The organism is [Clostridium] fimetarium (assembly GCF_900111235.1).
Lineage (GTDB): Bacteria > Bacillota > Clostridia > Lachnospirales > Lachnospiraceae > Clostridium_N > Clostridium_N fimetarium.
This window is the reverse complement of sequence record NZ_FOJI01000010.1, coordinates 151,002-172,616: the sequence shown is the minus strand read 5'-3', so window position 1 is coordinate 172,616 and position 21,615 is coordinate 151,002. Positions and strand designations below refer to the sequence as shown.

Here is a 21,615-nt window from a genome sequence, read left to right as displayed (position 1 = left end):
CCGATTTGGTCAGGGACTGTAATTATAAGGAGAAATCGATGAAACGACGAATATTTTGTGTAATTATGATGTGTACTATTTTGTGTCAACCGGTCTATGCAGCTGAGAGTTGGCCAAATTCCGCAATTGGGAATACCAGTAATACCAGTACTGCCAGAAATGAGTCAGGTGGAAAAGGGGTTCGTATTGCTGTCATTGATACGGGAATTTCGGTAAATGCCATTGCAAAGGAAAGAATTTCCAAAGGAAAAAACTATATCACGGGCAATACGGATACCGAGGATAAAATCGGACATGGAACAGCGATGGCTGGCATTATCGTTGGTATGGAGTCAAAGGACCTTACCGGAATTGCACCAAATGCTACCCTTGTCCCATTGGTTTACTATACAAAGGATGAGAATGAAAACATAGTTGACGGAGGCGTAGAGATGCTTGCAAAGGCAATTCGTGAGTCCGTAGATAAATTTGACTGTCAAATAATTCTCATCGGTGCCGGAACAAATGATAATTCCAAGGACTTGCAATCCGCCATCGAACACGCCGAAAAAAAAGGTGCGGTGGTAATATCCTCAGTTGGAAATGAAAATGAGGATTTTCCTGACTATATTTACTACCCAGCAGCTTATGAAACTGTGATAGGTGTAGCTGCTCTTCGAGAAGATGGTGGAATCGCAACTTTTTCACAACGAAACTCCTCTGTCGATTTAAGCGCTCCGGGTACGGATCTAAAGGTTGCAACTATTCGAGGTAAAACCATAAAAGCTTATGGCACCTCATACTCAGCTGCATTTGTTGCGGCAGCAGCGGCACAGCTACTTTCCGATTTTTCAAGTCTTACACCAGAACAGGTACGTCTCTCCTTATGCAATTCATCAAAGGATATGGGTAGCGAAGGTTATGATAGCGAAAGTGGCTACGGTGTGTTACAAATTGATGGCGCCTTAGGTTATGCAAAACCAATGGATGAAGCGAACCGAAAAGAAGCCGCAAAAATGCAGAAAAAAATCATTTTATTTACTTGCGTGTCGTTTGCAATGGTACTAGTATTAGGGAGCACTGCTTTTGTTATTAAAAGACGACATACTCTAAAAAAGGGTTTTGATACCCACGAATAGTCAGAAGAAGATAATTTGAAGATGTTTTATAAAGAAAGAATAGAAGAATTATTAAAAAATAAAAGTGATAGGAAAATCAGTAGAGTGATTTTAGAGGAGATGAACAAAATGGGTCTAATAACTGTAAATGAAGAAAAATGTATTAAATGCGAACAGTGCATTAAGGAATGTCCATCATTTGTTTTAAAGATGGGACAAAAGGGGCCAGAAGAAGTAGCAGACAGCACTTGTATTTCCTGTGGACATTGTGTTGCAGTATGCCCAGTTAATGCTATAGATAATAGTAAAACACCAAAAGATAAACAAGTTGATGCAAAAGACTTTTCTAAATTAAATGGTGAGCAGGTTGAGCATTTTATAAGGTCACGTCGTTCTATAAGAAGTTATCAAGAAAAGTCTGTATCAAGGGAAGAATTAACTAAATTAGTAGATATTGCAAGATTTGCACCTACTGGAAGCAATAGTCAAGGTATATCGTTTCTTGTAGTTGAGGACAAGCAATTAGTTGAAAAAGCAACTGAACTTACGATTCGAATGATTGAGAAATCTCCACTAAAGGATTCATTAAAAGGGTTAATCAGAAGTTACAGGGAAGATGGAGTTGATTCAATACTAAGAGGTGCTCCAAACTTAATTATAACTACTGCAGATAAAGACTTTTCTGGTGGAAGAGGTAACTCTATTTCTTGTTTGACATACCTAGAACTATTTGCTCCATCAATAGGAATTGGAACTTGTTGGGCTGGATTTTTTGAGTATTGTGCAGGCATTAAGGGCTCTCCACTGCCTAAATTATTTAATATTCCAGAAGGAAAAATTATAACAGCTGCTGTTATGGTTGGATATCCTAAGTACAACTACAAGAAGTTAGTTGACAGAAATCCATTAGAGGTTACTTATTTATAGTATAATAATCTCCACTACTATTGATCTAATTCCGCCGGAATATGTTCATGACCCCAATGACATAATGCATCTAAAACAGGCATAAGAGTTAATCCTTTTTCAGAAAGACTATAAGTTCAAAGCATCTTTTTCTTGACAAATATATCTATAAATAGTAATATCAAAAATGCATGTAAAATCTGTCTTGTTTTTCGGACATCATATCAGAGGGTTTAGCCTCATTAATATTAATGTGTATATATAACCATCTAGGTTTGTTGACCGGAAGTCAACAAGCAGAGATGGTTTTTTAATGTCTAAATTTTAACAAGCAAAAATGTACAAGCTGTAATGCCTTACAAAAGTAAGAGTTAGGAACGGAGTTAAAATGAAAGAATCAATGGAATGTTTGGTAGTTTCCGTAGATCAAGGAATGGCAAAAGTAAGAGTCAAAATGCATAGCGACTGTAGTAGTTGTGGACTTTGTGAAGGCAGTGACGCAGTCTATTATGAAGCGATTAATCAAGTTGATGCGAAATGTGGAAAAAGTGTTATTCTAGAAATCGAGAAACAAGGTGTCTTAAAAATTGCATTTATCGTATTTGTTCTTCCGTTACTAGTAATAGCAGCTAGTTCAGAAATGGGTATCTGTTTTGCAAACTTTATGCATTTATCTGGTTTATTGGTTGCAATCATATTAAGTGGGATGACACTTGTTCCAACATTTATATTTATCAAAAAATATGATGAAAAAGTACAAAGTAAATCATCATTACCAATTATCACTAAAATTATAAACGAATAGGAGGGACTCACTTTGAGTTCAAATAGAATTAAATGGGGCATACATCCTTGGACAAGGAAAGGGCCAACTTCAAAAAAACCAATCGCAACATTAGAACTTCCAAAACAGGTGACAATTCCAGTAAGACAACATATCGGTGCACCCGCGATACCGATTGTGAAAAAAGGTGATCTGGTGAAAAAAGGACAACTCATTGCTAAGACGGATGCAATTGTCTCAAGTTACATACATGCTTCCATTTCAGGTAAAGTTATTGAAGTTGCTAAGAATCCACATCCTTTGTTTGGCGAATGCTTGGCAATTGTAATTGAAAATGATGGGTTAGATGAATGGGAAGAAGGACTTCTTGTTGATAGAGATTGGACAAAATTAAGCAATTCAGAAACAATTGAAATTATTAGAAATGCAGGAATTGTGGGTATGGGTGGTGCAGCATTCCCTTCTCATATTAAGCTCAATCCTCCAGCAGAAAAAAATGTAGATACCCTAATTATAAATGCAGCAGAATGTGAGCCATATCTTACAGTAGATCACCGTGTTATTCTTGAATTTACAGAAAAAATAGTAACTGGAATTGAAATTATTAAAAAGTTATTAAATGTAGAAAAAGTAATCATTGGTATCGAGGACAACAAACCCGATGCCATTCTGAAATTAAAAGAGGCATTTGCCGGAACTGATATTAGAGTGGAATCAATCAAAACTAGATACCCTCAGGGTGCCGAAAAGATGATTGTCCAGACACTAACTGGTAGGGAAATTGAAAATGGTAAATTACCGATAGATATCGCAGTTATTGTACAAAATGTTTCTACAATAGTAGCTATTTGCGATGCGGTTACAAAAGGAATACCTTTGATTGAAAGAGTGGTTACACTCACAGGAAGATCTTTAAATGAGCCTAAAAATGTATTCCTAAGAATTGGAACTACATTTGCAGATGCAATTGAATTGGCAGGTGGATTCAAGGAACATCCTGCAAGAATCATTATGGGTGGTCCAATGATGGGAATGAGCCAATACACAATGGACGTGCCTGTAATCAAAGGAACAAGTGGTATCCTTGCCTTAAATGTGCATGACGTAAATGATAGATTTGAAACTGCTTGTCTTCATTGTGGAAAATGTGTGGAAGTATGTCCGATGGGACTGAATCCAGGTATATTAAGCATTTTAGGCGAAAAAGAGATGATTGACGAAGCGTTGAAGGACCAAGGAATATTAAATTGTATGGAGTGTGGATGTTGCAGCTATGTATGTCCGTCTAAGAGAAAAATTGTTCAATACATAAAATTTACAAAAAAATTACTTAATAATCAGGCTACTAGAGCGAAAGGAGGAAAATAACATGAACGTAGACAAAATTAATGAAGGAGAACTCATTCGTGAGGCTGAATTAATTGAAGATTCCATGCTTAATGTAAATATTTCTCCTCATATTCATGCAGATAATTCTGTACCAAAGATAATGTGGACAGTATTTGCGGCACTTACTCCAGCGGCTATATTTGGAATGGTGCATTTTGGAATTCAAGCGGCGATAATTATTCTACTTGGTATAATCTCTGCTGTAATATTTGAAGCAATGATTCAAAAAATAAGAGGCAAAATAACAGTAAGCGATGGAAGCGCAGCACTTACTGGTTTACTTTTGGCAATGTGTTTACCTCCAACTGTTCCTTATTTTGTACCAGTGGTTGGTTCATTTATTGCGATTGTTATCGTAAAGCATTCAATGGGTGGGTTGGGAAATAATTTATTTAATCCGGCACATATTGGTAGAGCTGCATTACTTGTTTCGTGGCCTACACTTATGACGAAGTGGTCGACAATTACAACCTCAGTAGATGCAGTAACCTCTGCAACACCTCTAAATATACTTAAAAATAATGGATATGACCAGTTACTTACTACATATGGCGGTAAAAGTAAATTATATGAAGCTTTGTTTTTTGGGACAAGAAACGGAAGTATTGGAGAAACATGTACAATTCTTTTGGTAATTGGCGGAGCTTTTCTTATTTATAAAAGATATATTGACTGGATTGTTCCAGTTTGCATGATAGGTACTGTTGGAATTTTGACATTTGTATATGGACCAAATGGTTTGTTTACAGGTGACCCTATTTTTCACATGATGGCAGGAGGATTAATTATAGGTGCCTTCTTTATGGCAACAGATATGGTTACTACGCCAATCACTAGAAAAGGGCGTGTGATATTTGCAGTAGGAGCTGGTGCACTTACAGTTCTTATTCGTTTGGTTGGTGGATATCCAGAAGGTGTGTGTTACTCAATATTATTAATGAATGCAGTAACTCCACTTATAGATCAACTGGTTCGTCCTAGATTATTTGGCAGGAGGGTTAGACAATATGTCAGAACATCAAAATGATAAAAATGATAGTATTTTTAAAATAGCCTTAAACTTAACAGTTGCATGTCTCATATCAGGATGTATCATTGCTGCAACATATTACATAACTGCTGATACAGCTGTAAAAGCTGCAATTTCGTTGCGTGATGAGACAATGAAGACAATGGTAGACGGTTCAACAGGTATTAAAGAAATGCAAAGCAAAGCGGACTGGTATGAAGTCTATAAAGACAGTGAGTTAATGGGGTATATCATACCAACTGACACAAAAGGATATGGCGGAACCATGGCGCTTTTAGTTGCTGTAGATAAAGACCTAAAAGTTATTACATATAAGATTATAACTAGTAAAGAAACGCCGGGACTTGGTGAAAATGCAGGTAAAAGTGCATTTGTAAGTCAATTTATTGGTAAGACAGTAGAACACTTGGTAGTAACAAAGGATGCTTCCGACACAGCGGATATCCAAGCGATGAGTGGTGCAACTATTTCTTCAAAAGCAGTAACAGTAGGTGTAAAAAATGCTGTGGAAGAATTAAAAACCTACCTTGAAGGAGGACAATAAACAATGCGTGAATTGTGGAATATTTTTAAAAAAGGAATCATTTCTGAAAATCCAATCCTAGTATTGGCATTAAGTCTATGTCCTGCTTTAGCAGTTACAACTACAGTGCAAAATGCCTTAACAATGGGGCTTTCAGTGACATTTGTACTTGCCTGTAATAATACAGTTGTATCTTTTACAAGAAAATGGGTCAATCCGAAAGTTCGGGTGCCAATTTATATAACGTCAATTGCAACAATTGTTACTGTTGTTGAGCTATTATTACAAGCTTATGCACCGAAGTTATATTCGAATCTTGGAATTTATCTTCAGCTCATTGTAGTATTTGCAATTATATTGGCAAGAGCAGAGGTATTCGCATCAAAAAACAAAGTGCTTCCTTCTTTTGCAGATGGATTTGGGATGGGAATCGGATTTACATTGGCAATGATTTTAATCGCTACTTTCCGTGAGATCGTTGGAAATGGTACATTTTTTGGATTTCAAGTAATGGGAAGTTGGTATCACCCAGCGCTTATCGTGATTTTGCCACCAGGTGCTTTCATTTTAATTGGATATCTAGTAGCGGTTTCAAAGATAATCAATGAGAAGAGAGAGAATAAATTGAAACTAAAAGGAGAAGCTCAATGAACGAATATTTGTTGCTTTTTATAGGAACGGTTATCACAAATAACTTTGTTTTGACACGATTTCTAGGATTGTGTATTTTCTTCGGGGTATCTAAGAAATTAGATGCGTCAATCGGAATGGGAATGGCAGTTACCTCAGTAATTACGCTAAGCTCTATGATTTCTTGGGCAGTTTATAACTTTGTGTTGGTACCATTACATATGACATTTTTAACAACAATCGTTTTTGTACTTGTTATTGCAAGTTTTGTACAGTTACTTGAAATGTTTATTCGTAAATTAGCACCTGCGCTATATAAGCTTTGGGGAATTTATCTGCTTCTCATTGCAACGAACTGTGTTGTGCTCGGTGTTCCACTTTTAAATGTTGAATCTCATTTTTCATTTGGAATGAGCGTTGTTCATGCGATTGGATCAGGAGTTGGCTTTACATTGGCGATTATTTTAATGGCAAGTTTAAGAGAAAGAGTCAGATTTGCAAATGTTCCCAAGGCACTGGAAGGGTCTGGTATAGCATTTATATTGGCTGGACTATTGGCTCTTTCATTTTTCGGATTTTCAGGTATGATAAATATTTAAGAATGAGGTAAAATATGTCAGCAAGTATTATAACAGTTATTTCTATTATTGCAGTAATGGGATTAGTAGGGTTGTTCTTCGGTTTAGTCCTTGCGATTGCCAATAAAAAGTTGGCGGTTGAACTAAATCCGCTTATTCATGTAGTAGAGGACGTCCTTCCCAAAGGACAATGTGGGGCCTGTGGATTTGCAGGTTGTCAGGCTTATGCAGAGGCAGTAGTTTCTGATCCAGATGTAGCCCCCAATTTATGCATACCAGGTAAAGAGGCAGTAGCTAAAAAAGTCTCTGAACTTACAGGTAAAGTGGCGAAAGAAGTTGAACCAAAAATAGCTTACATAAAATGTAATAATCCAATCAATATAGCACCAAAAAAGTATCAATATTCGGGCATTCAAGACTGTATTGCTATGAATTTATTACATGAAGGTTCAAAAAGCTGTAAATACGGCTGTGTTGGCCTTGGCACCTGTGTAAGAAATTGTCCGTTTAATGCAATTGAAATGGGTGAAAATGGATTACCAAAGATTAATAAGTTAAGATGTACCGGTTGTGGAAAATGTGAAAATGTTTGTCCTAAAAATGTAATTGAATTGATTCCAGTAAACACAAAAGTAAATGTAGTCTGCAATTCAATTGAGCGTGGTGCGAAAGCAAGAAAAGACTGTCATATTGCTTGTATTGGATGTGGGATTTGTGTAAAAACATGTCCTCATGGTGCAGTGAAAATAGTGGATAATTTATCCGTAATGGACAAGCATATATGTATGGAAGTATGTAGTGATCCAGTTTGTATTGACAAATGTCCAACGAAAACAATTGAATATGTGAAGTGATAAATATTTAAATAAGATACGTCAAATCATTTTTGGTTAAGCACACTGCTTTAATCATTTTTGGTTTGGCGTATTTTAAAAGATAAAATTACTTTAAAATACTATTTTAAAAAGAGGAATCTCTTCTTTGGTTCCAATATTAATATATTGTCAAAAAACATCATATTATGGAGTCAAAAAACATTTTTTCGCATATTATATATTATTAAAAGGAGAGTGAATTTTATGTTTAATAAAGAAGAAATAAAGAGAAAATTTGAAGGAACAACAGAAGAAGAAGCTTTGAAATTATTAGCTGAAAAATATCATATATCTTGGAATGCTCATTCAACATCATGTAAATTTTGGTTTGCTAAAGTTTTCACTTATTGTTCTTCAAGTCAGTTAGAATGTCAATTGAATGATTTCTTATGGTTTATTAATTATATAATTGTACCTTGTACAAAAACTTGTTTCAATGAAGAAGATACCGTTTTTTTAGGCTGTACCTGCCCTTGTGGCCATAAACAAACAATCGTTTATTATACACTTTCACCTAATGTTTAGTAAGTCATAAAATCAATCCATTAACCAAAAGAAAAACCCCAACATTTACGTTGGGGTTTTAACAAGATTTATGCATATGGATATGTGTTTTGCTCAACAGTGGCCTGATTAATAATATATTTTCTGAATATTATTGACCACTAATTCATCAGACAATAATATTATTATGACAAAAACACATATATACATTTGATTGACAGTGATTTATACAATATGATATGATATTTATAGTTAAAAGGGAGTAGCTTATAAGCTATAAAGTCAACAACCGGCCGATGATTGCCTGGCTTTATACTCCAGTAATGGATAGCAAGACTTTTAATATAACTAAGAATATTCTTAGTTATATTAAAAGTCTTTTTTATTAGGTCCCGTTTATAACTATAACTAATTATAATTATTAAGGAGGATTTATTTTTGTCAACAAAAAAAGCATTATATTGGGTTGCATTTTTTATCGCATTGGCTTTATGCTTTAATGCGGGGATTTACTTTTTCATGGGAAAAGAGCTAGCACTTCAGTTTTTAGGTGGCTATGTTATAGAACAGAGCTTAAGTATCGACAACTTGTTTTTGTTTATCATGGTATTTTCAAGCTTTGGGATTAAACTTGAACATCAAAGAAGGATATTAAATTATGGTATATTTGGAGCAATTGTATTAAGATTAATATTTGTATTACTTGGCGTTACAGTCGTTAATGCATTCCATTGGGTACTTTATGTTTTCGGTGTAATCCTTATTATCAGCGGGATCAAGATGGCTATTAAGAATGAAGAAGAGGCAGACATGAAAGACAGTAAAATGATAAAGCTTTTAAGCAAAATCATTCCTGTAACCAAAGAAGTTCATGGTGATAAATTCTTTGTCAGAATAGATAAAGTCCTTTATGCAACACCATTATTTGCGGTTATTTTCATAATTGAATTTACTGATATCCTGTTTGCAATTGATTCTATTCCAGCTATATTTTCAATTACGACCAATCCATTTATTGTGTACACATCGAATATGTTTGCAATTTTAGGTCTTAGAAATCTGTATTTTGTTCTGAGCGCAATGCAGGAAAAATTTAAATATGTAAAATATGGCGTAGCACTTATCCTTACATTTACAGGTGTAAAACTTACAATATTAATGTTTGGCATTGAGATTCCGGTTGAACTTTCACTTCTTATTATCTTTGTGACACTTGCAGGAAGTGTGTTTGCATCCATGGCATTCACAAGAGATATTCCGTTGGGAAATGGAGTTGTCAACAATGAAAGCAACATCGACGCAGAATAAAGAATTACAGGGTTTGTATAAATCTTAAAGAAGTTAGTGAAGTTGCTGTTGTCTTACGTTATCAGGTCTCATAGGCTCCTACGTTAGGGGCTTGTGAGACCTTTTTTAAAATCAGGGATTAATTAATTAAGCATTAGTATCGTTATTATAGGTGCAAATATTATCTTTAGAAAACTGTGATATATAAATGCAAAAGAACTATATTACATTCAACCTATATTGAGGCACATATGGTTGACGGTAAAGATTTATATAAGTAGATAGTAAGAAAAAATTATTTCTAACAAACTATAAGTTTAGATTGACATTAAATGGAAACACCATTATATTATCTATATTACAATTTGTAAAAATATAAAAGGATATTGAGGGGTTTTTTATGAATGTAGAAGGCGTAGATGGTATTAGTAATTGTATTCAATGCGGAAAAATATTTCGAAATTTGGGAAATAGCTTTAATATTTGTCAAAAGTGTAAAGAGTTAGATGAAGAAGAATTTAATCTGGTAAAAGACTATATCTATGAAAATCCATTCGCAACACTCAAAAATACTGCGTCGGCCACAGGGGTAAAAGTAATGAGGATTCAGTCTTATCTAAAAAATGGAAGATTAATGATACCAGATAATTCTCCTATTTTTATAAATTGCGAAAATTGCGGAGCGAGTATTAAATATGGTAGGATATGCATAGAATGTGCGAAAATATTATCTAAAGAGATGAAAAAAGAAATGAGTATAGAAGAATGCCAAATAGGCGAGTGTCCAAAAAGAGATAGCTGGTATACCACAGTATTTTCAAGTGGATTTACTAAATAAAATAAAAGTATTTTTACATGAAGAGTAATTATTTATTTTTCGTTATGGATTCGAAAATTACCAAATTATATTAAGTGGGAACAATTATATTATTGGACCGAATAATATGAATATCTCAGTAATACTACATGAGGTAGATGAGATAAAATAGTTATAGTTTTCTGTAGATAATAAAATAAGACAGTCGTTCTTGGATTATGACTTCCGTGGGCACTATGGCTAGGTCTACAGCACTATAAGAATTTAACCAACAGGTTTAGTTTGAAGGATTTAGAAACAATTTTTGATAATATAGACAACGGAATAAATATTCCGGAGCAAATACTCCTATAAACTGACTATAGGTTCTCTCATTTGCACCACTATCTGTCCAGTCTTGTTTACAAAAGGGCGATAGTAAAAATGTGGTTTTAATGTACACAAGAACTTTGTTGATGTTTGTTTTGAACATGGGGCAAGCGTAACCTACTTTAGGTGAATGCTTAGATTCAGAATCAAATGGAGGCGTATTGCAATGAATAAAAGAAAAGAAGATAGTGATAAAAGGGTTAAAACATCCTCCTTCCAGACAAAAAAAAGCAGTCGAAAAACGATGTTCATTGTGCTGGGAGCAGTGTTTATTAGCATTATTGTGATGATTAATGTTGGCCAGATTATAATAGGGTTATTATCCTTTAAAAGTGAGGAGTATTCAACCACTGATATCAGTAACTACGGTGTATATGAAGGTCATGTAAGAGATGAAAAAGCACAATTGCGTAGTGGACTATTTATTTTTCCAAAAGAATTATCAGTAAATGCCAAAAATATTGAATTTCTGTATTCATGTAGAGTACGAGGTTTAGGTTTGAGTTATCAGCAATTTTTAAAATGTACCTATTCTGACCAAGAATACCGAGCAGAAATTGATAGGCTTAAAAGTATAAAATGTGAAATTAATACGAAAAATGGAACAAAGGTTAACTATGTTGAATATTCAGATACGAAATTTAATTATCCCGCATATATAGCAGCTTACGGAGGGAACCGTATATTTGAGTACGCAATATTTAATGAAGATATAAAAACTATTACATATATATATATTCAGATTGTTTCAAATAACGATGTAGCATTTAGCAAAGAATATTTGCCAATAGAATATCAAAATGAAAAACAATTACTAGATGATGATAATTTGGACAATAAAAATATCTATTATACCTATCTGGGTTATGGCGTTTATAAAGGTTTTAAGGATTAGGGTGTAAATAAAACTAGTGAAGGATTTGGAGATTAGTTCTCCAAAGCAGGAAGATTCTTCAACAAGTGTGGTTGATTTTCGTCAACATTTGCTAGAGGGTCTCATAAGTGCCACGTATAGGCACTTTTGGGATTTTTTTCATTTTATAGTAATTTCCCAACTCGGCGAAGCCTTATATTTAAAATGCCTGCCAGAAAGAGTAAAGTATTAACGACTATAAGTGAAATAGATATTGGATTGGAATGTTTTATAAAAGGAAATAGTTTGGATAGAAATTTTCAGTATTTTAAAATCAAAGTTAGATTAGGAGCATATTTACTTGATTTTGTTAAGGATGATTGTAATATATATTGCATATCATTCTCAACCAGATACCTGGCAAAGAAGTTTTGGGTACAACGATCTTTATGATGATATATTTAGAATTGGGTCAAATATGAATTATATTCACTTTAATACAACTGGAAATAATTATGTGTTATGGCTGTGGAAAGGTGACTATTGGAATTTACACAGTGGCGCTGAAATTGGTTTATATACTGCACCACAGAATTATGAAGAAGAAATGCATTATGATGCAATAAACTTTGAATTGCCAATGAAATTGAGTCTTTATAATTACTATTCAAAGAATAATATTCAGAATATATTTAACTGGTCACCAAAGGTAAAACAGTGGTGGGTAACTGGATTTAATGCTAATTTTAAGAATCCTAATCCTGATGTAATGGTTTCTATTGGTAGTATTGATTTTTCAGGTCATGAGAGTATATTTAATGAACTAAAGAGATCGTACAATGGAAATGATAATATGATATTTGATGAGAATGGACATACACTGTGGATATCATGGAAATAAGGAGCTTATATGAAATGGAAAGAATGTTTCACAGCAATATTAGTTGTGATGATAACATGTATGACAACAGCATGTAGATTGACCACGAATGGTAGTGAATCAAATAATCAGAACGCAGATGAAAAAGCACAGATGGAAAAGAGCACGATCATGTCATCTATAAAGGAACAGGATGTGCAGAGCTTAATAAATCTTTTAACGAAGCAAGTCAGGGAATCTGGTAATATAGAGAATGAAGTTACGGGATTTTATTCTTCTATAAATGGAACGGTCATATCGTATGATGATACCTGTGGAAATGTGCAGAGCGGCAAAATCAGAGATGGCCAAAAGACTGAAAAAATTGTAGAAGGGACGATACGTGATATTAAGACGAATGAAAGTGGCAATTATATGATTGTATTTCAATCCTATCTGCATTTGGAAGGGGAACCTGAAAGTGAGGGGATTTATCACATTAGTCTTTATGACTATGATGAGGTGAATCAGAAAGCTGGAGCATTATTGTCACAGATCGGTTTAAAGAATGAGTAATCAAGCAGGGGTTGGAATCAAAGATTCCAACCCTTTCATAATATTGACTTCCTTCCTTTTTAATATATAGGCAATAATTTTCATTTTAATGCACCTCCAGTATTGCTGGTGTGCTATGATTCCACAGTTAGCTGGAAAAGGCCTTATGATAAAGTAGACATGGGAGTTGTTGATGCTAGCATTGTCACAACTCATATGATACTTCAAGTTACGAACTTAGGATTAGGTAGCACTTGGGTAGGACATTTTAATGCTGATATTATCAAAAAAAACTTGGAATTACCAGAATATCTTGTTCCAGTAGCACTTCTTCCAATAGGTTATCTAAGAAGTGATTCAGCTCCACATCAATTACATGGCAAGCGTTATGATATTAATGATACAGTTTTCTTTAACTCTTTTGAAGGTATAACTCAGGGCAAAAATGATGAAGGACAACGTGACCTACTTAAATAATATAAATTGTCTAAAGCAGGTATTCATATACTGTCTATAAGATGTAAAAAACTATCGGGAGGTAAAAAAGATGATTTATGAACTTACAACTATGCTTCTAAATCTTTGGGGAACAAAAAAAGCAGTGGAAGGTATTTTAAACTATAAAAATACATCACAAAGTAATGGGAGATTACTGGGAAATGTTATAGAGCGCTCTTAAAAAGAGAACCCTCAGAAGGCGAAATAGTAGGATGGCTAAACAGCCCAGAAATGACAGAAAGAAGCGTGTTTGTGGCTCAATTTATGTTGTTGGAAGAATATCTTACTGTTCATCCCGATGCAGCAAACTATTAGGTATAGGGCTTTGTAATATTAGTTCCGATTTAACTAAAAAAGAAATCTCTATTTTGTATTTGTTCATGTCTATAAAATAAAAAAATTATTAGGTAAAGATTTATAGAAAGATTTTACTACATGTTCCTTTTTTGATTCTTTGAGGACATATTCTTTTTATTTGTTCTATACATAAATTACGAAGAAAATTGAACGGTCTTTTAGATGATGGAGATAATTACAATTATTTACATTGCCTTTAACAAATCAATGTTTTATATATCTCCATTATCCTATATTTTGCTTATTACTTGGGCAAATCTGATATAATCAATAACACTTTTTACACAAGGAAATACTTCATAGGCGCCTACTTTAGGGGCTTGTGTGACTTCCTTCTTTTTATCAGGTGTTGTCTGGCTTTATGTTTCTTATGGATATGGTGTAATAAAGTTTTCGTTTATAAATAAAAATATAATTTATATTTAGTATGAAAAAGATAGTTGACATAGTCCACTACATTTGCTACAATATATTTGTGGACAGCGTCAACTATTTCTCCACTAAGGAGGAACCAATCATGAACGATGAATCAAATACAATTTCTCAAATTAGAAGCTTTAATCGTTTTTATACAAACGTATTAGGCTTACTAGATCAACACATATTAGACAGTGAGTATTCATTAACTGAGGTCAGAGTTTTACATGAAATATGCAAAACAAATCAGTGTACTGCTATTGTTTTAGGCAATCAGCTGGAGATTGATCGTAGCTATATGAGCAGAATAATTAAACATTTGGAGAAGGGTGAACTGATTACTAAGTTACAATCCAAGCAGGATAATCGGGTATATTATATTGCTCTTACCGAAAAGGGTTTAGGCATTATTGTAGAACTTAATAAAAAATCAGATGAACAAATTTCACAGCTATTTAAACATTTAGGGCAGGAAGAGTTATCTAAAGTCTTAGAAGCAATGAGCGTTATAAAAAAAAGAGTATCAGAAAGTTTATATCCAATTACTATCCGTAATTTTGTTAAAGATGATATAGAGTATTTGATTTTGCGGCATCAGATTCTATATCCATCCGAATATGATTTATCTTCAGTCTTTGTCAACAATGTAAATACGGTAATACATCAATTTATAGAACATTTTGATGCGAGTAAGGAATGTATACTGATTGCAGAAGTGGACGGACAAAGACTCGGAAGCATCGCAATTGCTAAATCTGATACTAAAACTGCACAATTAAGATTTTTTCTCCTTGAACCGGAAGCAAGGGGCAAGGGGATAGGAAAAAAACTTATTGAAAATGCACTGGAATTCTGCAGAGAGAAAGGATATACACACATTTTTCTCGAAACTATAAGTAGACTAAAAACAGCAAGGTACATTTATAAAAGTAAAGGATTTAAGATAACCCATACACATGAAAATCCGGCATGGGGAAAAGATGTTATAGAAGAACGCTGGGATTTGGATTTATAATAATCATAAAACAAAGGATGGTCAGGATTTTTATAATGATTGAATAATATTACTCTTTCTTATTTGAATCAGTAGAAAAAATCCCGTTAAGGGGACTAATAAAGATAAAGGAGTATAAATTACCTGTTGAATGCCAGATAAGTTTGCAGATGTTTTATGCCTACAAGTTAACTAGTTAATTAATTAAATTCTATAACTCAGCATTCTTAAATTATAGAAGGCTGGGTTATTTCATAGTATGGCAAGCCCTATAATATGAAGAAAAATTAATGTATTGGAGAGCAAGAAGGTATTAAGTTCTAAAACTACAACATTATCACGTCTTGGAAGAAGATTGTGATTTTTGTCTTACGTTATCAAGTGCCGTAGATCCCATAAATACTGGGTTCTACGGCACTTGTTGGTTTTATCAGGTGGCGTCTGATTGCGTCAAAATTTGCGAATTTGGTGTAATAATTGGTGTAAAAATGGTGTAGAAAAAAGGGGTGGGAAGAGCCAAAAATTTGGGGATTTGACAGGATTTGAAAATGAAGAGTTTACATTAACTACTTCATATGAAAAATAATTTTGCGTATAAATTATAAAAAAGTTGTTAAATTATACCCCCAATAGTACAATAACATTAAATTATAAAGAATAAGTGAATATAATTACATCCAATGAAACAGAATAAAATATCAATTATTTCATTGATTTTGTTATTATTTTGCAGCGCGTACGCACGTTCTAATGTAGTTGTCACTGGATGGTGGAATGAAGTATATTATGAAAATACGCTTCGCAAATGGTTATGATTTATGAAAAATGTAATCAAGGGATGGATATATGAAACATTTAAATATTGGAATACTGGCACATGTCGATGCTGGAAAGACAACTTTATCGGAAGGAATGCTATTTAGGTCGGGCAGCATTAAAAAAATGGGAAGAGTAGATAATAAGGATGCTTTTCTTGATACTTTCGAGCTTGAACGCGCAAGAGGGATTACTATTTTTTCAAAGCAGGCTGAACTTGAATATGGGGAGGTCAGTATAACACTTCTGGATACGCCTGGACACGTTGATTTTTCAGCTGAAATGGAAAGAACACTGCAGGTGCTTGATTATGCTGTGCTTGTAGTCAGCGGAGCTGATGGTGTGCAGGGGCATACCAGAACGCTGTGGCATCTGCTTGAAAAATATGATATCCCTGTATTTGTATTTGTAAACAAAATGGATCAGAATGGAACCGATAAGGAAATGCTTATGCATGATCTTCAGAAGAGGCTGAATAATAGCTGCATTAATTTTATGGCAGATAAAAATGGAAGCACGTCTGAGTCGTTTTATGAAAATATAGCACTATGTGATGAAAATCTGCTTGGCAGGTTCCTTGAAAATGGAAAAATTGAAGATGATGATATCACGAGGATGATTTCTGCAAGAAAAATATTTCCATGTTATTTTGGAGCGGCACTACGCCTTGATGGTGTTGATGAGCTGCTTGCAGGCATTGAAAAATACTCATGCCAGAAACTCATGCTGGAAGAGTTTGGCGCAAGAGTATTTAAAATAGTAAGGGATGAACAGGGAAACCGCCTTACCTATATGAAAATTACAGGAGGAAGCCTTAAAGTCAAATCACAGCTTTCTAACCTGAAAAATTTCCAAAATGCAGATGTAGAGAATGTATGGGAAGAAAAGGTTAATCAGATACGCATTTATTCAGGCGAAAAATTTACTGCAGTAAATGAAGTTGGGAAAGGATATATCTGTGCAGTTACCGGATTGAGCCAGACATTTCCAGGGCAGGGATTTGGAATCGAGGAGGACTTTGATCAGCCATTTATCCGGCCTATGCTGACTTATAAGATTGAACTTCCGTCAGGATGTGACCCGGCAGTGATGCTGCCCAAATTAAGACTGCTTGAGGAGGAAGAACCGGAACTCCATATTGTGTGGGATGAGAAGCTTCAAGAAATCCAGACGCAGATAATGGGTGAAATTCAGATCGAAATTTTAAAGAGTCTGATTTTGGAACGTTTTGGACTGGAAGTGGGATTTGGAAAAGGAAATATTCTTTACAGGGAAACGATTGCAAACGAGGTTGAGGGAGTTGGGCATTTTGAGCCTTTAAGGCATTATGCAGAGGTACATCTTAACATGAAGCCGGGCGAATCAGAGAGCGGACTTGTTTTTGAAAGTGACTGCAGTGAAGATATTCTTGACAGGAACTGGCAGAGGCTTATTCTTTCCCATCTTCGTGAAAAGGATCATGCAGGAGTCTTGACAGGAGCTCCAGTCACAGATATGAAGATCACGCTGGTTTCGGGGAGGGCACACCAGAAACATACGGAGGGTGGGGATTTCAGGCAGGCAGTCTACCGTGCTGTAAGACACGGGCTTATGCAGGCGGAATCAGTGCTCCTTGAACCATATTATGAATTTTTATTAGAAGTGCCCGAAAATACGATCGGCAGGGCGATGAATGATATTGAAAAAATGAAAGGTACATTTGAACTGGCTGGTACCAAGGATGGAATGACGATGCTGAGTGGAAGTGTACCTGTGGTAAATATGCGTGGATATCATACTGAAGTCGTAGCATATACAAAAGGATTTGGGAGGCTTTTCTGCTCTTATAAAGGATATGGCGTCTGCCATAATGCGCTGGAAGTGATCAGTGCCTCAGAGTATGATCCAGACAGAGATACAGAAAATCCTTCGGGATCTGTTTTTTGTGCAAATGGTTCAGGATTTACAGTGAGCTGGGAAACTGTAAAGGATTACATGCATCTGCCATTTGTTCTAAAGGAAAATGTAAAAGAGGAACAAGAAGAAAAAGAGGATGTAAGGACACACAGATCAGTCATGGATGAGTGGATAGATGACGAGGAAATTGATGCAATTATGAAACAGACATTTTATGCGAACAGTAGTGAAAAGACAGGAGTCAGAAGACGCACTGTTGTAAGACGAAAAATTCAGGATTATTCAGATGAACATGTGGGAAGTAGTGTATATAAAAGACTTGCTGTTTCAAAAGAAAAATATCTGCTTGTAGATGGATACAATATTATTTTTGCATGGGACGAGCTTAAGGAACTTGCAAAAGTAGGAATCGATGCTGCACGTGGAAGACTCCTTGATATTATGTCGAACTATCAGGGCGTCAGGAACTGTACACTGATTGTTGTGTTTGATGCATACAAAATAAAAGGGCATGAAACAGAAGTAGTTCAATATAATAATATCAGCATTGTTTACACAAAGCAGGATGAGACCGCAGATCAGTATATTGAAAGGTTTGCATATGAAAATGAAGAAAAATACAGTATTACAGTTGCTACTTCAGATGGACTGGAACAGATGATCATAAGGGGAATAGGTTGCAGGATTATTTCTGCAAGGGAACTTGAAACAGAAATCATTGATATTAATCAAAAAATCATTCATGATTTTAGAGCGGGTCAGGAACAGCATAGAAATCTTATCGCTGACGCAGTGCCAAAAGAAATGAAAGAAGGAAATAGGGGGAATAACAAATGAAGCATCAAAACAAAGTATTGAAAATCATAAAAAGGATACTCGTTGCTTTTAGTGCAATTGTGTTAGTGATTATGATTGCTGTGTTAATCATGTATCATAACGAAATCCTTACAGCCTTATCGGTTAAACAGATTAGTGATGAACAGGCATTTACAATAGAATTACATGGTGATATGTATTTTGATGACTTAATGAAGACTGAGATAAACACCAACAAAGAACTGGAGACATTTCTATATAACAAACTTTCACTTAACTTTTATGGAAAGCTTGTTAATAAACATGGATGCTCTGCATTCTATGCTAAAACACCAGATGGAGATATACTTTTATGTAGTGATATTGACAAGTCAATATCAGATGAAAAAAAGACACCAGTTGTTATGAATATGAATCTTGGAAAGAAAAGCATGGTAATTGGTAATGCTGGAGAAATAGTCGATGCAACGGATGGTCTCAATATAAATGAAAAGTTACTTTTAAACGCTACTTTATATATGGCATGTAATGGCATTAATGAAAATGGCCTTGCGATTGCCGTGGCCACAGCATCAGATTCTCGTTGTAATGATACTGATAAGCAGAATCTTTATGATGGGGTAATAACAACTGCAGTTCTCAATAATGCTTCTAATGTGGAAGAGGCAATTGCATTTTTAGAAAATTATGATGTTGTAGCAAACTATCCTTTGAGCCATTACATGATTGGAGATGCCAAAGGTAATATAGCAGTTATAGAGTGGATAGACGGTAAAATGCAAGTTATTAAACCAGATAAGAACTATATGATTATGACGAATTTCCCACTAGCCACGATGAATGGATTTGGAACAGATAGATATAATGCTTATAAGAATGCCTTAAGCCAGTGTGGCGGAATTCTTACAGAAGAGGAAGCCCTAAAGCTTCTTGCAGAACATGTAATTCCCGGTGATGAATGCTGGTCGGTTGTATATAATCTTACAGATGGTTCTGCGACTGTATGCTTTAGAGCAGATTATAATAATTCATTTACATATTATATAAATGGTCAAATGAAAAACTAAATTCCAGTTTTAAATGATTTGAAAATGAAAATATCTGGTTAGATAATAGTGGTGGAGAAGAACACTGATATTGTTATAGTAATGGTGTAAAAATCCCTAAAAAGGCATTTTATAAAAATTTTCGAATCTAAAAACCAAGTAAACATGAAGCTTACCAGAAAATAAAATAAAAAAATTAGCACTCTCGTCTTGTTAGAGCGTAGTTGCTGTTGTCTTACGTTATCAGGTCTCATAGGCTCCTACTTTAGGGGCTTGTGGGACTTCTTTCTTTTTATCAGGTGTTGTCTGGCTTTATGTAAGAACACTTAAATGGTGTAAAAAATGGTGTAAGATATGAAATAAGAAAAAAGAAATAAGAAGAAAAAAGAAATGAGAAAATGATAAACGAGAAAAGATAGACCCTAATAAGATAGTGGAATGTTAAATTTGAGATTAAGGCTCTTTTTTAACTGTCCGGCTTATAGGGTCTATTTTAAGTTTGTTAAGCGTTTTTTTAGTGACCCATATCGAAATGAGGATCAGGCGTGGATTCAGAAATTGGTTGATAAGCATAACATTAAGGTCAAGAGCAGATTGGCAGTATTGATTAAATTTATATAGTTAAAAAAAAGGCCTTCGTGTAGAAGTCCTTTTTTGATATAGAAAATAAGAATAATTTGAGCTACAGGGAGAATTATCAGAATAATAAAGTACAATAATTTGATTGCTTAAGTTTTTTATAAGAATCACCCAAAGTTGCAGATGCTTTAAGTGTAAAAAAAATCATGTGTTCTTTCTACATTTCAGTGGAGAGGTTCCTGTCAGCTTTTTAAAAGTGCTGCTGAAATAATTGGCGTTACAGAATCCCAGGCTGTCTGAAATAGCCTGAATAGACATACTAGTATTTGATAACAGCGAGAGAGCAATTCCTATCTTATAGGTGTTCAGATAAGAGATATAGGAAGAACCTACACATGCATGGAAACGACTCATAAACCTGGATGCTGACAATCCTGCTCTAGAAGATAATTCATCTACTGTAGGATTGGAAGCATAGTTGAAGTCTATATATTTCAAGGATTCAATAATCAATGTATCAGCAGATAGAAGCTTAATTTCAGAATGTTCTTCTACATTACCATCACGCAAAATAATAACTAATATCTGTTCTAATAGATTATAAAGAAGTATTTCAGAGTATTTGTCGTTATTATTGTATTCTAATTGCATCTCCTCATATAAGCCGAATACTTTCTTCTGACTTTCCATAGAGATATTGTAACTGCTATGGGACATAATATTTTGGAAAGTGTTTTTACCAAAATGTGCAATACATTCATGTGCAATCTTTTGATTGAATCGTATTCCGTATCTTTCATAAGGCTCATTAGATAATGGTGTAGTCCGGTGATATACACCATTAGGCATAGGAGATACATATCCTTTATGAACAAAGTAGTTCTTGTCAGGAGTTGCAATTTGGCGGTCACCACTTACGATAAAACTAATTCCATAATAATTATTATAAATATCAGACGTTGGCATGAAGCTATCGGCTGATTTTTTTACGTATTCAACTAAGAAACATCGTCCTTTTGAAATTGGCTGCGACATATTAAACTCCTTATAATGATAGAATATTGTAGAAAAATTGGATATTTAATAGCTTATTAAATGAAAAACATATAAATTTATATTATGATTATATCATTCGTATAA

At 34.4% G+C, this 21,615-nt stretch carries 22 protein-coding genes and 1 pseudogene; 21 read left to right on the top strand and 2 right to left on the bottom strand.

Going from position 1 to position 21,615, the window contains the following annotated elements:
• Positions 1-38: 38 nt before the first annotated feature.
• Positions 39-1,118, top strand: coding sequence for a S8 family peptidase (locus BMY18_RS13545; protein WP_092454913.1), 1,080 nt, complete (start codon positions 39-41; stop codon positions 1,116-1,118).
• A 21-nt stretch (positions 1,119-1,139) separates the two neighbouring features.
• Positions 1,140-2,024 (top strand): nitroreductase family protein, encoded by an 885-nt coding sequence (locus tag BMY18_RS13540; RefSeq protein WP_330385991.1) that lies wholly within the window; start codon positions 1,140-1,142, stop codon positions 2,022-2,024.
• Between the two features lie 17 nt (positions 2,025-2,041).
• Here the strand turns inward: BMY18_RS13540 and BMY18_RS21805 are convergent.
• Positions 2,042-2,125, bottom strand: a pseudogene (locus BMY18_RS21805) (hypothetical protein); the annotation flags it as partial.
• Between the two features lie 266 nt (positions 2,126-2,391).
• Between BMY18_RS21805 and BMY18_RS13530 the strand changes: the two are divergent.
• From BMY18_RS13530 to BMY18_RS13450, 19 genes are all read left to right on the top strand, one after another.
• Positions 2,392-2,808 (top strand): SoxR reducing system RseC family protein, encoded by a 417-nt coding sequence (locus BMY18_RS13530; RefSeq protein WP_092454911.1) that lies wholly within the window; start codon positions 2,392-2,394, stop codon positions 2,806-2,808.
• Between the two features lie 12 nt (positions 2,809-2,820).
• Positions 2,821-4,155, top strand: coding sequence for an electron transport complex subunit RsxC (gene rsxC, locus BMY18_RS13525; RefSeq protein WP_170841410.1), 1,335 nt, complete (start codon positions 2,821-2,823; stop codon positions 4,153-4,155).
• A 1-nt stretch (position 4,156) separates the two neighbouring features.
• Positions 4,157-5,203: an RnfABCDGE type electron transport complex subunit D gene (locus BMY18_RS13520; RefSeq protein WP_242941039.1), complete on the top strand. Its 1,047-nt coding sequence runs from the start codon at positions 4,157-4,159 to the stop codon at positions 5,201-5,203.
• Positions 5,184-5,750, top strand: coding sequence for an RnfABCDGE type electron transport complex subunit G (locus BMY18_RS13515; protein ID WP_092454909.1), 567 nt, complete (start codon positions 5,184-5,186; stop codon positions 5,748-5,750). Before BMY18_RS13520 ends, BMY18_RS13515 begins: the two co-directional genes overlap by 20 nt.
• 3 nt (positions 5,751-5,753) lie before the next feature.
• Positions 5,754-6,380, top strand: coding sequence for an electron transport complex subunit RsxE (gene rsxE / locus BMY18_RS13510; RefSeq protein ID WP_092454907.1), 627 nt, complete (start codon positions 5,754-5,756; stop codon positions 6,378-6,380).
• Positions 6,377-6,958 (top strand): electron transport complex protein RnfA, encoded by a 582-nt coding sequence (locus BMY18_RS13505; RefSeq protein WP_092454905.1) that lies wholly within the window; start codon positions 6,377-6,379, stop codon positions 6,956-6,958. The genes rsxE and BMY18_RS13505 overlap by 4 nt, the downstream gene beginning before the upstream one ends.
• A 14-nt stretch (positions 6,959-6,972) precedes the next feature.
• Positions 6,973-7,791 carry an RnfABCDGE type electron transport complex subunit B gene (rnfB, locus tag BMY18_RS13500; RefSeq protein ID WP_092454903.1) on the top strand — a complete coding sequence of 273 codons (819 nt, stop codon included), beginning with the start codon at positions 6,973-6,975 and terminating at the stop codon, positions 7,789-7,791.
• A 225-nt stretch (positions 7,792-8,016) separates the two neighbouring features.
• A complete protein-coding gene (locus BMY18_RS13495) occupies positions 8,017-8,337 on the top strand; it encodes a hypothetical protein (RefSeq protein ID WP_092454901.1) in 321 nt (106 codons plus the stop codon).
• 390 nt (positions 8,338-8,727) lie between these two features.
• A complete protein-coding gene (locus tag BMY18_RS13490) occupies positions 8,728-9,624 on the top strand; it encodes a TerC/Alx family metal homeostasis membrane protein (RefSeq protein WP_330385990.1) in 897 nt (298 codons plus the stop codon).
• A 379-nt stretch (positions 9,625-10,003) separates the two neighbouring features.
• Positions 10,004-10,441: a hypothetical protein gene (locus BMY18_RS13485; RefSeq protein ID WP_092454897.1), complete on the top strand. Its 438-nt coding sequence runs from the start codon at positions 10,004-10,006 to the stop codon at positions 10,439-10,441.
• A gap of 514 nt (positions 10,442-10,955) precedes the next feature.
• Entirely contained in the window at positions 10,956-11,684 is a 729-nt protein-coding gene (locus tag BMY18_RS13480; protein ID WP_092454895.1) for a hypothetical protein, read from the top strand.
• Positions 11,685-12,003: 319 nt separating this feature from the next.
• Entirely contained in the window at positions 12,004-12,543 is a 540-nt protein-coding gene (locus BMY18_RS13475; RefSeq protein WP_092454893.1) for a DUF4474 domain-containing protein, read from the top strand.
• Between the two features lie 9 nt (positions 12,544-12,552).
• The gene (locus BMY18_RS13470; RefSeq protein ID WP_092454891.1) at positions 12,553-13,077 is read left to right on the top strand and encodes a DUF5104 domain-containing protein; all 525 of its coding nucleotides are present in this window, start codon (positions 12,553-12,555) and stop codon (positions 13,075-13,077) included.
• Between the two features lie 66 nt (positions 13,078-13,143).
• Positions 13,144-13,533 carry a nitroreductase family protein gene (locus BMY18_RS13465; protein WP_092454890.1) on the top strand — a complete coding sequence of 130 codons (390 nt, stop codon included), beginning with the start codon at positions 13,144-13,146 and terminating at the stop codon, positions 13,531-13,533.
• A 70-nt stretch (positions 13,534-13,603) separates the two neighbouring features.
• Complete coding sequence (locus BMY18_RS21540; RefSeq protein WP_278281029.1) at positions 13,604-13,735, top strand: hypothetical protein; 132 nt, start codon at positions 13,604-13,606, stop codon at positions 13,733-13,735.
• A gap of 693 nt (positions 13,736-14,428) precedes the next feature.
• Positions 14,429-15,343, top strand: a complete 915-nt coding sequence (locus BMY18_RS13460) for a bifunctional helix-turn-helix transcriptional regulator/GNAT family N-acetyltransferase (RefSeq protein WP_092454888.1) — start codon at positions 14,429-14,431, stop codon at positions 15,341-15,343.
• Between the two features lie 424 nt (positions 15,344-15,767).
• Positions 15,768-15,908, top strand: a complete 141-nt coding sequence (locus BMY18_RS21110; RefSeq protein ID WP_170841409.1) for a hypothetical protein — start codon at positions 15,768-15,770, stop codon at positions 15,906-15,908.
• Positions 15,909-16,168: 260 nt separating this feature from the next.
• Complete coding sequence (locus BMY18_RS13455) at positions 16,169-18,871, top strand: translation factor GTPase family protein (protein WP_092454886.1); 2,703 nt, start codon at positions 16,169-16,171, stop codon at positions 18,869-18,871.
• On the top strand, positions 18,868-19,917 hold the full coding sequence (locus BMY18_RS13450) for a linear amide C-N hydrolase (RefSeq protein ID WP_092454884.1): 1,050 nt from the start codon (positions 18,868-18,870) through the stop codon (positions 19,915-19,917). Before BMY18_RS13455 ends, BMY18_RS13450 begins: the two co-directional genes overlap by 4 nt.
• 762 nt (positions 19,918-20,679) lie before the next feature.
• Here BMY18_RS13450 and BMY18_RS13445 read toward each other — a convergent pair.
• A complete protein-coding gene (locus tag BMY18_RS13445; RefSeq protein ID WP_092454882.1) occupies positions 20,680-21,510 on the bottom strand; it encodes a helix-turn-helix domain-containing protein in 831 nt (276 codons plus the stop codon).
• Between the last annotated feature and the right edge of the window lie 105 nt (positions 21,511-21,615).

Bases quoted from the DNA above. Each gene is read 5' to 3' on its own strand.
- BMY18_RS13545 (WP_092454913.1), top strand. From the start codon at position 39: ATGAAACGACGAATATTTTGTGTAATTATGATGTGTACTATTTTGTGT.
- BMY18_RS13540 (WP_330385991.1), top strand. From the start codon at position 1,140: ATGTTTTATAAAGAAAGAATAGAAGAATTATTAAAAAATAAAAGTGAT.
- BMY18_RS13530 (WP_092454911.1), top strand. From the start codon at position 2,392: ATGAAAGAATCAATGGAATGTTTGGTAGTTTCCGTAGATCAAGGAATG.
- BMY18_RS13520 (WP_242941039.1), top strand. From the start codon at position 4,157: ATGAACGTAGACAAAATTAATGAAGGAGAACTCATTCGTGAGGCTGAA.
- BMY18_RS13515 (WP_092454909.1), top strand. From the start codon at position 5,184: ATGTCAGAACATCAAAATGATAAAAATGATAGTATTTTTAAAATAGCC.
- rsxE (WP_092454907.1), top strand. From the start codon at position 5,754: ATGCGTGAATTGTGGAATATTTTTAAAAAAGGAATCATTTCTGAAAAT.
- BMY18_RS13505 (WP_092454905.1), top strand. From the start codon at position 6,377: ATGAACGAATATTTGTTGCTTTTTATAGGAACGGTTATCACAAATAAC.
- rnfB (WP_092454903.1), top strand. From the start codon at position 6,973: ATGTCAGCAAGTATTATAACAGTTATTTCTATTATTGCAGTAATGGGA.
- BMY18_RS13495 (WP_092454901.1), top strand. From the start codon at position 8,017: ATGTTTAATAAAGAAGAAATAAAGAGAAAATTTGAAGGAACAACAGAA.
- BMY18_RS13485 (WP_092454897.1), top strand. From the start codon at position 10,004: ATGAATGTAGAAGGCGTAGATGGTATTAGTAATTGTATTCAATGCGGA.
- BMY18_RS13480 (WP_092454895.1), top strand. From the start codon at position 10,956: ATGAATAAAAGAAAAGAAGATAGTGATAAAAGGGTTAAAACATCCTCC.
- BMY18_RS13470 (WP_092454891.1), top strand. From the start codon at position 12,553: ATGAAATGGAAAGAATGTTTCACAGCAATATTAGTTGTGATGATAACA.
- BMY18_RS21540 (WP_278281029.1), top strand. From the start codon at position 13,604: ATGATTTATGAACTTACAACTATGCTTCTAAATCTTTGGGGAACAAAA.
- BMY18_RS13460 (WP_092454888.1), top strand. From the start codon at position 14,429: ATGAACGATGAATCAAATACAATTTCTCAAATTAGAAGCTTTAATCGT.
- BMY18_RS13455 (WP_092454886.1), top strand. From the start codon at position 16,169: ATGAAACATTTAAATATTGGAATACTGGCACATGTCGATGCTGGAAAG.
- BMY18_RS13450 (WP_092454884.1), top strand. From the start codon at position 18,868: ATGAAGCATCAAAACAAAGTATTGAAAATCATAAAAAGGATACTCGTT.
- BMY18_RS13445 (WP_092454882.1), bottom strand. From the start codon at position 21,510: ATGTCGCAGCCAATTTCAAAAGGACGATGTTTCTTAGTTGAATACGTA.